Source organism: Stenotrophomonas sp. GD04054, from assembly GCF_029836955.1.
GTDB classification, from domain to species: Bacteria; Pseudomonadota; Gammaproteobacteria; order Xanthomonadales; family Xanthomonadaceae; genus Stenotrophomonas; species Stenotrophomonas maltophilia_A.
Genome location: NZ_JAOECR010000010.1, coordinates 25,465 through 40,418, shown reverse-complemented (window position 1 = coordinate 40,418; position 14,954 = coordinate 25,465). Strand labels below are relative to the sequence as shown.

Annotated in this window: 14 protein-coding genes; 3 read left to right on the top strand and 11 right to left on the bottom strand. The window is 67.8% G+C overall.

Translation table 11 applies throughout. From position 1 onward, the window contains the following. Positions 1–4 precede the first annotated feature (4 nt). Entirely contained in the window at positions 5–343 is a 339-nt protein-coding gene (locus N7573_RS07265) for a P-II family nitrogen regulator (protein WP_004134334.1), read from the bottom strand. Positions 344–711: 368 nt separating this feature from the next. Then, positions 712–2,121: a type I glutamate--ammonia ligase gene (glnA, locus tag N7573_RS07260; protein ID WP_004153533.1), complete on the bottom strand. Its 1,410-nt coding sequence runs from the start codon at positions 2,119–2,121 to the stop codon at positions 712–714. Positions 2,122–2,345: 224 nt separating this feature from the next. On the opposite strand from glnA, the gene N7573_RS07255 reads away from it, so the two are divergent. Both N7573_RS07255 and N7573_RS07250 read left to right on the top strand, forming a co-directional pair. Next, positions 2,346–3,140, top strand: coding sequence for an undecaprenyl-diphosphate phosphatase (locus tag N7573_RS07255; RefSeq protein ID WP_180844556.1), 795 nt, complete (start codon positions 2,346–2,348; stop codon positions 3,138–3,140). A gap of 73 nt (positions 3,141–3,213) precedes the next feature. Beyond that, complete coding sequence (locus N7573_RS07250; RefSeq protein ID WP_012509681.1) at positions 3,214–4,041, top strand: META and DUF4377 domain-containing protein; 828 nt, start codon at positions 3,214–3,216, stop codon at positions 4,039–4,041. A gap of 137 nt (positions 4,042–4,178) precedes the next feature. On the opposite strand, the gene N7573_RS07245 is transcribed toward N7573_RS07250, so the two are convergent. The 9 genes from N7573_RS07245 to N7573_RS07205 all read right to left on the bottom strand — a co-directional run bounded on the left by N7573_RS07245 (position 4,179) and on the right by N7573_RS07205 (position 13,151). After that, the gene (locus N7573_RS07245; RefSeq protein WP_279913492.1) at positions 4,179–4,790 is read right to left on the bottom strand and encodes a YbhB/YbcL family Raf kinase inhibitor-like protein; all 612 of its coding nucleotides are present in this window, start codon (positions 4,788–4,790) and stop codon (positions 4,179–4,181) included. Between the two features lie 10 nt (positions 4,791–4,800). Then, on the bottom strand, positions 4,801–6,870 hold the full coding sequence (locus N7573_RS07240; RefSeq protein WP_279913491.1) for a tetratricopeptide repeat protein: 2,070 nt from the start codon (positions 6,868–6,870) through the stop codon (positions 4,801–4,803). A gap of 56 nt (positions 6,871–6,926) precedes the next feature. Next, positions 6,927–7,916 carry an alpha/beta fold hydrolase gene (locus tag N7573_RS07235; RefSeq protein WP_049462242.1) on the bottom strand — a complete coding sequence of 330 codons (990 nt, stop codon included), beginning with the start codon at positions 7,914–7,916 and terminating at the stop codon, positions 6,927–6,929. A gap of 52 nt (positions 7,917–7,968) precedes the next feature. Further along, complete coding sequence (locus tag N7573_RS07230; protein ID WP_049398187.1) at positions 7,969–8,760, bottom strand: lysophospholipid acyltransferase family protein; 792 nt, start codon at positions 8,758–8,760, stop codon at positions 7,969–7,971. Between the two features lie 120 nt (positions 8,761–8,880). Beyond that, complete coding sequence (locus N7573_RS07225; protein WP_032128719.1) at positions 8,881–9,315, bottom strand: hotdog fold thioesterase; 435 nt, start codon at positions 9,313–9,315, stop codon at positions 8,881–8,883. A 10-nt stretch (positions 9,316–9,325) separates the two neighbouring features. Continuing rightward, a complete protein-coding gene (locus tag N7573_RS07220) occupies positions 9,326–11,377 on the bottom strand; it encodes a phospholipase D family protein (protein WP_049462234.1) in 2,052 nt (683 codons plus the stop codon). Then, entirely contained in the window at positions 11,374–11,991 is a 618-nt protein-coding gene (locus tag N7573_RS07215; protein WP_032128717.1) for a YceI family protein, read from the bottom strand. Before N7573_RS07215 ends, N7573_RS07220 begins: the two co-directional genes overlap by 4 nt. A 4-nt stretch (positions 11,992–11,995) precedes the next feature. Then, positions 11,996–12,472 carry a histidine phosphatase family protein gene (locus N7573_RS07210; RefSeq protein ID WP_279913490.1) on the bottom strand — a complete coding sequence of 159 codons (477 nt, stop codon included), beginning with the start codon at positions 12,470–12,472 and terminating at the stop codon, positions 11,996–11,998. A gap of 49 nt (positions 12,473–12,521) precedes the next feature. Then, positions 12,522–13,151: a ParA family protein gene (locus N7573_RS07205; RefSeq protein ID WP_010487235.1), complete on the bottom strand. Its 630-nt coding sequence runs from the start codon at positions 13,149–13,151 to the stop codon at positions 12,522–12,524. A 123-nt stretch (positions 13,152–13,274) separates the two neighbouring features. On the opposite strand from N7573_RS07205, the gene N7573_RS07200 reads away from it, so the two are divergent. Then, positions 13,275–14,759, top strand: a complete 1,485-nt coding sequence (locus N7573_RS07200; protein WP_049398189.1) for an AAA family ATPase — start codon at positions 13,275–13,277, stop codon at positions 14,757–14,759. Positions 14,760–14,954: the final 195 nt, after the last annotated feature.

Here is a 14,954-nt window from a genome sequence, read left to right as displayed (position 1 = left end):
GGGGTTACAGCGCGTCGGCACCGATTTCGCCGGTGCGGATGCGGATGACCTGTTCGACGGCGGTGACGAAGATCTTGCCGTCACCGATCTTGCCGGTGCCTGCCGACGACTGGATCGCTTCGATCACCGCGTCGGCACGCTCGTCGGTGACCACGGTTTCGATCTTGATCTTGGGCAGGAAGTCGACGACGTACTCGGCGCCGCGATACAGCTCGGTGTGGCCCTTCTGGCGGCCGAAGCCTTTCACTTCGGTCACGGTGATGCCCGACACGCCTGCGTCGGAGAGGGCCTCGCGGACCTCGTCGAGCTTGAACGGCCGGATGATGGCGGAGATCAGTTTCATGCGCATGTCCCGAGGGTGGATGGGGCCAGCGCGCCAGCGCGCGTTGGCATCAGGCAACCAGCGGCCATCAGGATGATGGCCGTGGCTGTTGCACCGGACACGTACAGGGCCGGGACGGCCGTGCCTCTCTCCTTGCACGACCGACGCGGGAGGGAGGGCGGCCCTGGTCGCGTATCCGGTCTCTCTTGCCCCTGTTTCAGCGGACTAACAGTCCGCTCTACTGCAGCGGGCCAGCGGCCCGCTCTACCACGGCGGGTCGGGGTCCGCTCTACCACGGCGGACCGGGGCCCGCCCTGCGGCTCCCCAGCCGCGAAGACGGAAGCGATGGCGGCGGGTGGGAGGGGGAAGCCCACCGCCATCGCCACCGGTCAGCTGGCGTAGTACAGCTGGTATTCCAGCGGGTGGGTGGCCGCGCGGAACTTGGTCACTTCCTGCATCTTCAGCGCGATGTAGCCGTCGATGAAGTCATCGCTCATCACGCCGCCGGCCTTCAGGAACTCGCGGTCCTTGTCCAGCGCTTCCAGCGCCTGGTCCAGCGAGGAGCAGACCTGCGGGATCAGCTTCTCTTCTTCCGGCGGCAGGTCGTACAGGTCCTTGTCGCTCGGTGCGCCCGGGTCGATCTGGTTCTTGATGCCGTCCAGGCCGGCCATCATCAGCGCGGTGAAGGTGAGGTAGCCGGACTGGATCGGATCCGGGAAGCGCATTTCGATGCGGCGTGCCTTCGGGTTGGACACCCACGGAATGCGGCACGAAGCCGAACGGTTGCGGGCCGAGTAGGCCAGCATCACCGGTGCTTCGTAGCCCGGCACCAGGCGCTTGTAGCTGTTGGTGCCCGAGTTGGCGAAGGCGTTGATGGCCTTGGCGTGCTTGAAGATGCCGCCGATGTACCACAGCGCCAGCTGGCTCAGGCCGCCGTAGCCGTCACCGGAGAACAGGTTGGTGCCGCCCTTGGACAGCGACTGGTGCACGTGCATGCCGCTGCCGTTGTCGCCGACGATCGGCTTGGGCATGAAGGTGACGGTCTTGCCGTTGCGGTGCGCGACGTTCTTGATCACGTACTTCATGCGCAGCAGTTCGTCGGCCTTCTGCACCAGGGTGCTGAACTTGGTGCCGATCTCGCACTGGCCGGCGGTGGCCACTTCGTGGTGCTGCACTTCCACTTCGATGCCGACCTGTTCCAGGGTCTTGCACATCTCGGCGCGCAGGTCGTGCAGGGTGTCGGTCGGCGGCACCGGGAAGTAACCGCCCTTCACGCCCGGACGGTAGCCGCTGTTGGCGCCGTCGTACTTGGCGCCGCTGTTCCACGCCGCTTCTTCCGAGTCGACCTGGAAGAAGGTGTGGCCCATTTCATTGGCGAAGCGGACCGAATCGAAGATGAAGAATTCCGGCTCCGGGCCGAAGAACGCGGTTTCGGCGATGCCGGAGGACTTCAGGTAGGCCTCGGCGCGCTTGGCGATGCCGCGCGGGCAACGGCCATACGGCTGCATGGTGGCCGGGTCGAGGATGTCGCAGCTGATCACGATGGTCGGATCGGCGTAGAACGGGTCGACGTAGGCGCTGGCGGTATCCGGCAGCAGCACCATGTCCGATTCGGCGATGCCCTTCCAGCCGGCGATCGAGCTGCCATCGAACATCTTGCCTTCTTCGAACAGCGACGGCTCAACGATGCTGACCGGGAAGGTCACGTGCTGCTCAACACCACGCATGTCGACAAAGCGCAGGTCGACGAACTCGATCTGGTTGTCCTTGATCAGCTTCTCAACGTTTTCCACGGACATCGGTACGACCTCGGATGGGGATGAATGCCTGCTGAGGTACAGCAACGACCGTGCCAACTTTTCGCAGGCTGCAAGTCATTGATTTCAAAAAGGCCGCCCCGCAGCGGTGCAGAACCGTGCGCACCAAATGGGTGCAGCCGACAGCGGACGCACCCGTTTGGTGCGGCAGTGATCGTCTATCCTCTCGACCTTCTTCCTTCCTGCCGCGCGTGCCCGCACCGTCCATGTCCGACCTGCTCTCCGCCCTGTTGCTGGGCATCCTCGAAGGCTTGACCGAGTTCCTGCCGATCTCCAGCACCGGCCACCTGCTCATCGCCCAGCACTGGCTGGGTGCCCGTTCGGACTTCTTCAACATCGTCATCCAGGCCGGCGCGATCGTGGCGGTGGTACTGGTGTTCCGCCAGCGCCTGCTGCAGTTGGCCACCGGTTTCGGGCAGCGCGAGAACCGCGAGTACGTATTCAAGCTGGGCGCGGCCTTCCTGGTCACCGCCGTGGTCGGCCTGGTGGTGCGCAAAGCCGGCTGGTCGCTGCCCGAGACGGTCAGCCCGGTGGCCTGGGCACTGATCATCGGTGGCATCTGGATGCTGCTGGTGGAGGCCTACACCGCGCGCCTGCCCGACCGCGACCAGGTGACCTGGACCGTGGCGATCGGCGTCGGCCTGGCGCAGGTGGTGGCCGGCGTGTTCCCCGGCACCTCGCGTTCGGCCTCGGCGATCTTCCTGGCCATGCTGCTGGGCCTGAGCCGCCGCGCGGCCGCCGCCGAGTTCGTGTTCCTGGTTGGCATTCCCACCATGTTCGCCGCCAGCGCCTACACCTTCCTGGAAATGGCCAAGGCCGGACAGCTGAGCAGCGAGAACTGGACCGAGGTGGGCGTGGCCTTCCTTGCCGCGGCCGTCACCGGCTTCGTCGTAGTGAAGTGGCTGATGGGCTACATCAAATCGCACAGGTTCACCGCGTTCGCGCTTTACCGCATCGCGCTGGGCGCCGCGCTGCTGCTGTGGTTGCCGTCCGGCAGCTGAACAGCGCCGGGGCACGGTAACCCCATTGCCGGCCCCACCCCGTTTCCCCCACGGTTCCCCAAGGAGAATCACCATGAACCGCAAGCTCACCCTGCTCCTCCCGCTGGCCCTGCTGGCCGCCTGCAGCCAGACCCCGGCCCCGGCCGGCACCGGCGGCGACGACGTGGCCCCGGCCGCGGCCAAGGCAGCAGACCAGCAGACGCTGGCGCACCTGGACGCGCAGCGCCTGCAGAGCCAGCACTGGCTGCTGCAGCAGGCCACTGCCGCCGACGGCAAGCGCATCGACGCGCTGTTCGCCCGCGAAGACAAGCCGGTCACCCTGGACTTCGCTGATGGCCGCCTGTCGGTCAGCAACGCCTGCAACCACATGGGTGGCGGCTACACCCTGGCCGACGGCAAGCTGACGGTCAGTGCGATGGCCTCGACCATGATGGCCTGCACCGACAAGGCGCTGATGGCACTGGACGAGGCTGTGTCGAGCCGCCTGCAGGGCGAGCTGAAGGCCGAGCAGGATGCCGATGGCAAGCTGACCCTGACCAACGCGAAGGGCGACGTGCTGGTGTTCAACCCGGAACCGACCGCTGAAACCCGCTACGGCGGCGCCGGCGAAACCGTATTCCTGGAAGTGGCCGCCAAGACCGAGAAGTGCTCGCACCCGCTGATCCCGGACTACCAGTGCCTGCAGGTGCGTGAAGTGAAGTTCGACGACAAGGGCCTGAAGCAGGGTGAGCCGGGCAAGTTCGAGAACTTCTACGGCAACATCGAGGGTTACACCCACGAGGACGGCGTGCGCAACGTGGTGCGCGTGAAGCGCTACGAAGTGAAGAACCCGCCGGCCGATGCGCCGTCGCAGGCGTACGTGCTGGACATGGTGGTCGAGTCGGCCATCGAGAAGAAGTAAGACGATGGAAGGGCGGCCGAAAGGCCGCCCTTCTTCGTGGTGGGTAGAGCCGGCCGCTGGCCGGCTGCCCCTTTTCATGGTGGCTCGACACTACAGAAGCAAAGCCGGCCAGCGGCCGGCTCTCCCCATCGTGCCGCTCAGCCCAGCGCCGGGTTCAACGTGTAGGTGCCATGCAGTGCGGCTTCGGCCAGCACGTGGCCGTGCATGGCGCGATATGCGTCGGCGGCGGTGAAGCGCGCCGGAAGCTCCAGCGAGGCCACATCCAGCGCGAACACGCGGAAGAAATAGCGGTGCACGCGTTCGTCGTTGAACGGCGGATACGGGCCGTCATAGCCCAGGTAATCGCCGGCCATGTCCGGGTTGCCCGCAAACCAGCCGGTGAAGTCGTTCAGGCCCTGGCGGCTGCCCGCCGGGCCAGCCGGTGCGGTCTTGCCCTTCACCACGAAGCCATCGCTGCAGCTGCCGGCGGCGATCTCCTGCACCGCGGCCGGAATATCGGCCATCACCCAGTGCACGAAGTCGCAGCGCGGCTGGTCGCGCGGCACGGTCATGTCGCTGCGGCCGACCGTTTCCGCAACGGTCGGCACATCCGGGTCCACGCACACCAGCAGGAACGAACGTGTGCCTTCCGGTGCGCCGTTCCAGGCCAGGTGCGGATTGCGGTCCGGCGCGAAACCGGTGGCATCGCCGGCGGCGAACGCGCGGTCGATCGGCGCGCCGTTGGTCAGGCTGTGGCTGCTCAGTTGCATCGGCTTCTCCTTACTCTTCCGGGTAACCCAGGCGCACCGCAATCGGGGTGAGCTTGGCAAAGGCGGCGCTCATCACGTCGCGGTAGTTGCGCCAGTGGCCCGGCGGGAAGCGCGGTGCGCCCAGCTGTGCGGCCGGCGGCATCTGCCGCTCGAACAGGCGTCCCAGCAGCTCGGCCATCGCGTGCGGATCATTGCCGATCTGGTCGATGCGCAGCAGCACGTGCGGATACAGTTCTTCCTCATGCAGGGTGGCAACCTGCGCCAGCCCGCGCGCCAGCCATTCGCTGGCTTCAGCCAGCGAGGTCATCGCCAGCGGAGCGGCAGCGCCGTAGGCCACCCAGTCCAGCAGCATGTCGCGCGGGTCACGCAGTACGAGCACCAGTCGTCCCTGCGGCAGCTGCGGGCGCAGCGCCCACAGCAGGGCGTTGTCCCACCACAGCAGCCAGTCGATGACGGCATCACCCTGCAGGCCACGCGTCGGCAGCTGCTCGCGCCAGCGCTGCACCAGCCGCTCCGGGGTCAGCACGCCGGAGGCGAGGTCCTGCAGCGTGTGGTAGTTCTGGAATGCATCATCCGGCGGATGGCTGGTGTAGCGGTCGCTGCGCAGCACCGGGCTGGCGGCCGCCAGGCCGGTCGCAACCCGCTCCACACCCGAACCCGGCGCACCCCACAGGAAGATCGGGGCGGAGCTGGCATCACTGTCGATCTCGCCCTTCTCCGGCCAGCTCGGCGGCGCCTTGGCCTGCGGTGGAAGCGGCAGGCGCTGCGGTGCCTGGTCGGCCTGCAGCGCCATCCACGTCTGCAGCGCCTGTTCCGGCTGGCCAGCGCGGTCCTGGATTTCACCCAGCCAGGTACGCAGGTCGGCGCGATGGCCGTCCGGCGCCCTGTCGATCAGCGCCTGCACGCGCGCGATCGCGGCAACCGGATCACGCTGCAGCAGGCCTTCGACCAGGCGTGTTTCGCCACTGACGCGGCCCGGTTCGAGGCTGACGATACGTTCGGCGATGGCTTCGGCCTGTTCGTGTTCGCCCACCATGTCATGCAGGCGCAGGCGTGCCTCCAGTGCCGGCAGATGACCCGGCATCGCGTCCATCCAGCGCTCCACGGTCGCCGCGGCGGTCGGGCTGCCGACTTCTTCCACGGCCAGGCGTGCCAGCCACAGGTCGTGCAGCTGCGGATGCTGTTCCAGGGCCGCGTCCAGGCGCGCGCGGGCCTCGTCTTCGCGACCCAGGCGCTGCCAGGACATCAGCAGCAGCTGCAGCACCTGGCGGTCGTCGGGGATCGATTCCAGCAACGGCAGCAGATGGTCCAGCGCCTGCAGCGGCTGGCCGCCGCGCAGCGACAGTTCACCGGCCAGGCGACGCATCGACGGCGTATCCATGCCTTCCTGCTGAAGCGCGATCTGCATCGCTTCGGCAGCCGCCTCCAGGTTGCCCTGGCGCAGCGCCAACTGCACTACCAGGCCATGCAGCGAGCTGATGGCCGGGTTCAGTTCCAGCACGCGGCGGAACGCCTGCTCGGCGAAGGCCAGCATGTCCTTGCCCAGGTAGGCGAAGCCCAGTGCGTACAGCACGCGGGTGTCGTTGGGCTGCGCCTGGTTGGCCGCGGACAGCAGCGTCAGCGCACGATCCGGGTCGTCGCGGCGCAGCGCGATCATGCCGTCGATGGTCAGCAGTTCCGGGTGGTCCGGCTCTACGCGCGAGGCCAGCGTGGACAGGCGCTGGGCTTCATCGAAGTCGTTGCGGCCGATCGCCAGGTGCGCCTGCATCAGATAGGCGGCGAAGGAATTCGGGTCAAGCCCGGTGGTACGTGCCAGCGCTTCGTCAGCGCCCTGATACTGGCGCAGGGCGAGCAGCAGGCCAGCGTGCTGCAGGTGCAGCTGGGCATCATCGGGGGCCAGCTGCAACGCCTGCTGCAGCGCCTCCATCGCATCCTCGGCCTTGCCCTGCTGCTGCAGCGCAAGCGCCAGCCAGCGGTGGGCTTCGGCCTGGCCGGGTTCATCACGGGTCCACGCCTGGGCCAGCTGCACGGCCTGGTCGGCCTGGTTCTGGCGCAACGCTTGGATGATCTGGTCTTGCATGGCGGTCCGGTTCAAGTGCAAACCCGCATTGTAGCGGTCCACGCACCGGTGCCGGTTCAGCCCGCCAGCACCCGCTGCAGGCGCTGCGCCACCCAGCGCTCGGAGAAGCCGTCGCCGCGCCAGTTTTCGATGAACCCGCAGTGGCCGCCCCAGCAGGCGGTTTCCAGGCGCGCCTGGCCCGGCAGCTGCCAGTTGCTGAAGGTCGCGTACGGAATCACCGGGTCATCCTGCGCCATCAGGATGTCGGCCGGTACCTGCAGGGACGACAGGCGGTCGCCGGCGATCGAGTAGCCGTCGAAATAGGCCTGCAGCGAACCGAAGCTGGTGTGGCGCTCGACCAGCCAGGCGGTCAGCGCGCGGATGTCCAGCTTCAGCACGCGGTCGTCGCAGTCGCTCAGCTCGGGGAACAGATCGCGCTTGCGGCGCAGCGAGCCGGCCCACTTGCGGCGGAAGTACCAGTCGTACATCGCCGGGCCGTTCTCGATGCTCTCCATCGTCAGCGCCGGGTCCAGCACCGGGCACACCGAGGCGACGCGCAGCAGCGGCACGCCGGCCGCCGGCGCGCGCAGGGCCAGGCGCAGCACGAAGTTGCCACCCAGCGAATAACCGGCGGCCACCAGCGGCAGCTGCGGCCAGCGCTGGGCGATATCGCCCGCGGCGTGCACCACTTCATCGATGAGATTGGAGTGGAAGATGCCGGGGTTCAGGTGATGGGTGTTGCCGTGGTCGCGGAAGTTCAGCCGCACCACGTCGAAGCCCTGCTCGATCATGCGCGCGGCGGCCATGCGCATGTAGCTGGATTCGGCACTGCCTTCCCAGCCATGCAGCAGCAGCGCGATGCCCTTGGGCTCGCGGCCTTCGACATGGCTGTGCCAGCCCTGCAGGCGCACGCCATCACCACCATCGAGGATCAGCTCTTCGCTGACCGCACCGGTGGCGGCCAGCAGCAGCAGGCCGCGCTGCAGGCGCATGCGGCTGGAGCTGAGCATCGACTGCAGGTGCGGATTGCGCAGCCAGCGCGGCGGCTGGTAGTCAGTCGCATGCAACGTCGGTGTACCGGCGTCCAGGACGGGTGGCGGGACCAGGGCCACCGTGCCCTCAGCCGGTGCTCATGGCCGCCACGATGCGCGCGCGCGAGGTTTCCGCGATGCGTCGACGGCCTTCCAGGTCCTGGGTACCGATCGGCTCCAGGAAATGCACTTCGGTATGCCGCGCCGGCTCACCCAGCAGGCGCAGGAAATTGGCGGCGAAACTCTCGCCCGGGCCGAATGCCACGATGGTCTGTGCGTCACCCTTGAACCCATAGACCAGCGCCACAGGCTGCACCGGAACACCGGTTTCGACCGCGGCCTGGAAGATGCGGGCATGGAACGGCCCCACTTCATGACCACCGCGGGTGCGCCCTTCCGGGAACACGCCTACTGCCTTGCCGGCACGCAGGCGATCGGCCATCACCTGCATCACGCCACCGAGCGATTCGGTATTGCCGCGCTGGTGGAAGATGGTCTGCCCGCGCGCGGCGAGCCAACCGACCAGCGGCCAGCTGGCGATTTCGCGCTTGGCGACGAAGCCCATCATGCGCTGGCTGTGCAGGATGGAGATGTCGACCCAGCTGACGTGGTTGGCGACGAACAGCACGGCACCGGGCAAGGGCTGGCCCACCCGTGACAGGCGGAAGCCGAAGATCCACATCAGGCCGCCCTGCCACCAGTTCACCACCTTCGCCCCGAAGGTATCCTCGCCCACGCGCAGCTCGCCCCACGGCGGGAGCATGCCGATCAGGATCAGCGGCAGGAACACGATGATGTGGACCAACAGCAGCGGTACGCGGTACAGGTAACGGCACACACGCGCCACGCCGCCACGGGGGGCCGGAGTGGGGGAAGTCATCCGCGCACGATACCGGAGCGCCGCAGCAGCTGCCAGCCGATTTAGGCCATAACCGCCATTGACCGGGGCAATCGGCGGGGAACGCTGGGTTCTGCCGCCGTCAACACGCCCGCCGGGGGCTCAACCGTGGCCGGCGGCCACCACCGCCAGGGTCAGCCGAGAGATGCACACCAGCCGGCCCTGCTCGTCTTCGATGCGGATCTCCCACAGCTGGGTGCTGCGGCCGACGTGCAGCGCGCGGGCGGTGCCGGTGACCGTGCCCGAGCGCACGGCGCGCACGTGGTTGGCGTTGATTTCCAGGCCCACGCAGATCTGCTTGCCGGTATCCACGCACAGGTTGCCGGCGCTGCTGCCCAGGGTCTCGGCCAGCACCACCGAGGCACCGCCGTGCAGGATGCCGTACGGCTGCCGGGTGCGCTCGTCCACCGGCATGGTGGCCTGCAGCCAGTCTTCGCCCGCAGCGCTGAAGACGATGCCGAGGGATTCGATCGCCGTGTTGCGGCTGAGCGCGTTGAGCTGCTCGATGGAAACGGCTTCGCGGAATACCTGGGTCATGCGGGCACCTTCAGAGGATGGGAACGAGGCCGGCGCCGAATGCAGTCAGCATGCGCACCAGCAGCCACTTCGGGCCGACGTTGACTTCGGGGAAGTCGCCGACGGCGACGTAGCAGTTGTGGAACGCCGGGTCCTGCCGTGGCAGCGGCTGCGGGCAGTCCGGACCGGGCTTGAACTCGTAGTCGGTGGCGTAGCGCCACGGCCAGAAGTCGAGGATCGGCAGCGCTTCGGAGGCTTTGCCGACGCTGTAGTTCAGGCCCGACAGCACTGGCGGCTTGGCCCGCGGCGCCACTGTCCACGAGTTCTGCGGATGGGTATCGCGCAGGATGCTCTCGGCCAGCTGCTCGGCAAACACCGGATCGTCGATGATCACCGCGCCTTCGGTGTTGTAGTTCTCGCTGCGCGGATCGAAGTTGTGGGTGCCGACCACGCCGATGCGGCGATCGACCACCAGCGACTTGGCGTGCAGGCCCATGCGGGCGCCCTTGCGGGTGACCGGCAACGGCTTGTTGACCGCCTTGCTGCCCAGGAACGACGGACGCGTCTCGGTGCGCAGCAGGCGCGTTTCCACCTCGCTGCCGGCGGCGCGGCGACGTTCGCGCGCGTTCTGGTAGGCACTGCCGGTACGCGGATGATGCACCGCCACCTGCTTGCGGGGCGCGGCCAGATCCCCGTCGCTGCCACCACCGGCATTGCTGCCAGCGGCGCTGCCGCCGATCAGCGGATTGCGCCCGCCGTCGTCGTCGCCTCCGGGCGCGGCGATCGGGTCGGGCAGCAGGTTGCGGTAGTCGACCGGTGCATCCAGCGGGAACGGCTTGTACTCGAAGATGTTGAAGCCCAGTTCGCGCATGTTGCGTCGCTTGTACTTGTACGACAGCGCATACACGATCGGGTTGTCGGTGGCCGCCAGGCTGTTGCTGGACACCACCACGCGCGGCGGCTGCGGGCGCTTGCGCAGCTCGCGGAACAGCTTCTGCGCCGGCTTGGACAGCACCAGGTACGGCGTCTGCAGGATCACTTCCTTCTGCGCACCGGCAATGAGTGCGTCCAGCTGCGGCTCGGTCACATGCTGGCCGGCCAGCGGGGCATCGGCCTTCTCGCGGCGGTGCTTGCGCGGCAGGTCGGCGACGTAGCGCACCGAGGCCACCGGCAGCGCGGTATCCACGAAGGAACGGGTGACGAACTCCATGTCATTGGCTTCAGCGCTGACCCGCTGCACCCGCTCCGGGCGGCGGAACGTGGCGGGCGGCAGCACCGGCACGCCTTCGCGCAGCAGGGTGCGGCCCACGTCATTCAGGCGCTCGGCCGGCACGCTGCGCTTGGCGCGCCAGAACGCATCGAAGTTGGCCGCCATCGCCCGCGCTTCCGGGCCGGCGATCATGACGTCGCGATCGCGGAAGTTGTACTCGCGATCCCAGTCGTAATAGTCGTCCTGGTAGTTGCGGCCGCCGACCACGCCGATCGCATCGTCGATCACCAGCAGCTTGTTGTGCATGCGCTGGTTGAAGCGACGGAAGCAGCACAGCACGCTGCCGGCGTAATCGAAGTAGTTCAGCCGGGCCTTGCCGAAGGTCGGGTTGTAGACCCGCAGCTGGAAGTTCTGGTGGGCGCCGGACAATGCGCCGAGGATCTGCAGGTCGGAGATCGCAGAGAGCTGGTCGATCAGCACCCGCACCTTCACCCCGCGCCGCGACGCGGCCAGCAGTTCGTCGATGACCAGCCGCGCGCTGTCGTCCTTGTCGAAGATGTAGGTCTGCAGGTCGATGCTGCGGGTGGCACTGCGCAGCAGGTTCAGGCGCGCCACCAGGGCGCCCTCCCCCTCGTCCAGCAGGGTGGCGTAGTGGCGCGGCTGCTCCGGGGTGGATTCGGTGAACGCCCGGCCTGCCAACGCCCGCAGCGGCGAATCCTGTGCGCAGCGGTCGGCGCGCTGGCAGTCGACCTGGATCGAGCGCGCCTGCACGGCGATCGCTTCGGCGCGGTCGCGCTCGGCATTGGACAGCGATGCACAACCGCTGCCCAGCAACACGGTTGCCAGCGCCAGTACACGCAGCAGGAGGTTCACGGTTTCGGCGCCTCGCTCAGGCGCGCTCGCAATACGAAGGTCACTCGGTCACTCAAGGCAAGCTGCCAGCTGTCCATTCCATACCGGCCTCGCTGCACGGTACCGCGGCTGACGACGTCGCAATCATAGCCGGGTCGGGCGCAATCCGCCTTCTCGACCTTCAGTGTCTCGGGGTGGCTGATCCCGCGCAGGGTCAGCCGCCCGTTGATGTCGCCCCCGTCTTCCACGGTCTCCGGCCAGTACGGCAGCGAGTCGAACTCGACCACCGGGTGGCGGCCTGCGTCGAAGAACTCCTCGCCGCGCATCCAGCCGGTGTAGCGCGCCTTGCCGGGGATCTCGACCGAACGCGTGAACATCTTCAGGTGCACCTGATGGCGGCCGTCGGAGAGGATCTCGATGCGACCCTCGAAGTGCGGGAACAGGCCTTCGATGCGTTGCCCGAAGCGGGTGCGCACCTCGAAACCGATCTGCGAGCGCTGGGTATCCAGGTGCAGGACCCGGTGCGCTTCAGCGACCACCGGCGGCAAGGGCGTTGGCGGTGGCGCGGCAGCCCAGGCCGCGCCGGAAGCCAGCAGCACGGGCAGCAGAAAGCGGCTGCGCCGCGCCAGGCTCATTGGATCACGGCCACCAGAACGCGTTCAGGCTGGCCACGCCCGGCTCGATCGAGGCCTCGCGCGGGAAGCCGAGCACGGCAATGCCGGCCGGCGGCATGCCGCGATAGTCGCTGCTGGTGCCTTCCGTCATCAACGCCACCAGGCGCTCCAGGCCGGGGTTATGGCCGACGATCAGCACCCGGTCGAGGTCACGGCGGTCGTCCACCAGCGCCGCCAGGGTGCCGGGGGTAGCCTCGTAGATGCGGTCTTCCAGGCGCTTCTCGACATAGCCGATGGTGCCGAGCACGGCTTCCAGGGTCTCCCGGGTGCGCCGCGCCGGTGAGCACAGCACGCAGTCCGGCAGCAGGTTGTTCTCCTTCAGCCACTTGCCGGCGGCTTCGGCTTCGGCGAGCCCCACCGGCGACAACGGCCGGTCGAGGTCGGCCTGGCCGGCGGTAGCCGGTTCGGCATGGGCATGGCGCAGCAGGATCAGTTCACGCATCGCGGGTTTCCATGAAGAAGAGGATGCAGCAGAAAGAGTGACGCAGGCATCAAAGCTTCAGCCAGGACAGCAGCGGCTCCCAGTCGGCCTGGTGCTCGCGCACCTGGGCCGAGCGGTAGTCGAACAGGCTGCGGCCCAGGCCGGTCATGACCACATAGCTCTGGCTGTCGCGCAGCTGCGCGACCACCGGGTACGGCCATTCACCCAGCATCTGCAGCGCCTGCTGCGAGGTCTGGGTCCATGGTTTGGTACGGTTGAGCACCAGCCCCACCGGCAGCTTGCGGCTGTGCACGCGCGGGTTCTGGGCCAGGCTGTTGAGGAAGCCGACGATCGCTTCGATGTCCAGCGCCGAGGGCAGCACCGGTACCACCACCGCGTCGGCTGCGTCGAGGAAATGGGGAATATCGTCAGCCAGGGCACCGGCCGGCGCATCGATGATGACGGTGTCGGTGCCGTCGGGCAGCTTCTGCGCCCACTGCTTCTTCCGATACACGTCGATGGGGAGCACCGCGCTTTCCAGCCCGGCACGGCGTTGTGCCCAGCGGGTGCTGGAACCCTGCGGGTCGGCATCGGCAATCACCGTGGCCTTGCCCTGCAATGCCGCGTACGCGGCCAGGTGGGTGGCGACGGTGGTCTTGCCCACCCCGCCCTTGGAACCGGCCACCAGGATCGTCTTCATGCCAGCCTCGCTTCCGGGTACGTGCCCCGAGCGTACACCGGTGATGGTGACGGGAGGTAGCGTCGTGCTGAACCAGCGGCCATCGCCTTTGCTATCGTGGCGCCCCCGAAGGATCGAACCGGCATGAGCGAACTGCAGGATCTGAGCGCGTTGATCCGCGCCAATACCCCACTGATCGTCATCGAGACCCAGGACGAGGGTCGCATCGTCGAGCTGTTCCGGCAGACGCTGATGCACGTCTGGCGGGCGCTGCACCGCTGGTCGATCACCGAGGGCCTGCGCCGGATCGACCTGGACAGCGAAGACCCGCCAGTCGGGCCGCCCGACGCCAGCGCGGCCCTGCAGATGATCCGCCAGGCCGACCAGCGCGGCGTCTACCTGCTGCTCGATTTCCATCCCTACCTGGGCTATGCCAGCCACCAGCGCGCCCTTCGCGACCTGATCCAGCGCCGCCACAGCGAGCCGCATGTGCTGGTGCTGATCGGTGCCAAAGTGGAGCTGCCGGCCGAGCTGGAAGCGCTGGCGGTGCGCTTCAACCCGCGCCTGCCCGATGCCAATGCCCTGCTGAAGATGCTGCGCGAGGAGGCCGACGCCTATGCGCGCGAGCATGGCGGCCGCCGGGTTGAAGTCGACAGCGAGGCGGTGAAGAAAATCCTGAAGAACCTGCAGGGCCTGAGCCTGGTCGATGCCCGGCGCATCGCGCGCCAGCTGATCTACGCCGACGGCGCACTGCGCGACGACGACCTGCCACAGCTGGCGCGGCTGAAGTTCGAGCTGCTCAACCGCAGCGGCCACCTGTTCTTCGAGCATGACAGCGCGCGCTTCGGCGATGTGGCCGGTGCCAACCGGCTCAAGCGCTGGATCAACCAACGCCGGGTGGCCTTCATTGCCGGCTCCGCCCCGGCCGGGCTGGACCCGCCGCGCGGCATGCTGCTGCTGGGCGTACAGGGCTGTGGCAAGTCGATGCTGGCCAAGGCCACCGCCGCCGGCTTCGGCGTGCCCCTGCTGCGCCTGGACGTGGGCGCGCTGTACAACAAGTACCACGGCGAGACCGAAGCCAACCTGCGCCAGGCACTGGCCTCGGCCGAACAACTCGCGCCCTGCGTGCTGTGGATGGACGAGATCGAGAAGGGCCTGGCCAGCGGAGGCGAGGACGGCGGCGTGTCACGCCGCGTGCTCGGTTACCTGCTGACCTGGATGGCCGAACGCAAAGCGCCGGTGTTCATCGTCGCCACCGCCAACCAGGTGCACGAGCTGCCCGCCGAGCTGCTGCGCAAGGGCCGCTTCGACGAGATCTTCTTCGTCGATCTGCCCTCGCCCGACGTGCGCGTGGAACTGCTGCGGCTGCACCTGGGCCGGCGCCAGCTCAACGCCGACGACTTCGCACTGCCCGCGCTGGCGGCGGCCGCCAATGGTTTTTCCGGCGCCGAGATCGAGCAGGCGATCGTGGCTGGCCTGTATGCGGCGCATGCCGAGGGCCGGCCGCTGGACACCGAGCTGCTGATGACCGAGATCCGCGCCACCCGACCGCTGTCGGTGCTGATGGCAGAGCAGGTAGAAGCACTGCGTGCGTGGGCGTCGGGGCGGACGGTTTCCGCGGACGACTGAGGGGTTTCCAGCGAACGGCGCAGCCCCTCGTGGCGGCTGGTTGACTGTGAACATCAAAAGCCGCGCTTGGCCGGCCGCTCTTTGTAGAGCCGAGCCCACATTCAGCTGCATTTCGATCAGATATCGAATAGTCGATTCCGTTACAGATTCATCCACGCATGGCGTGGATCTACCGTGTCGACCAAGGTCGACACC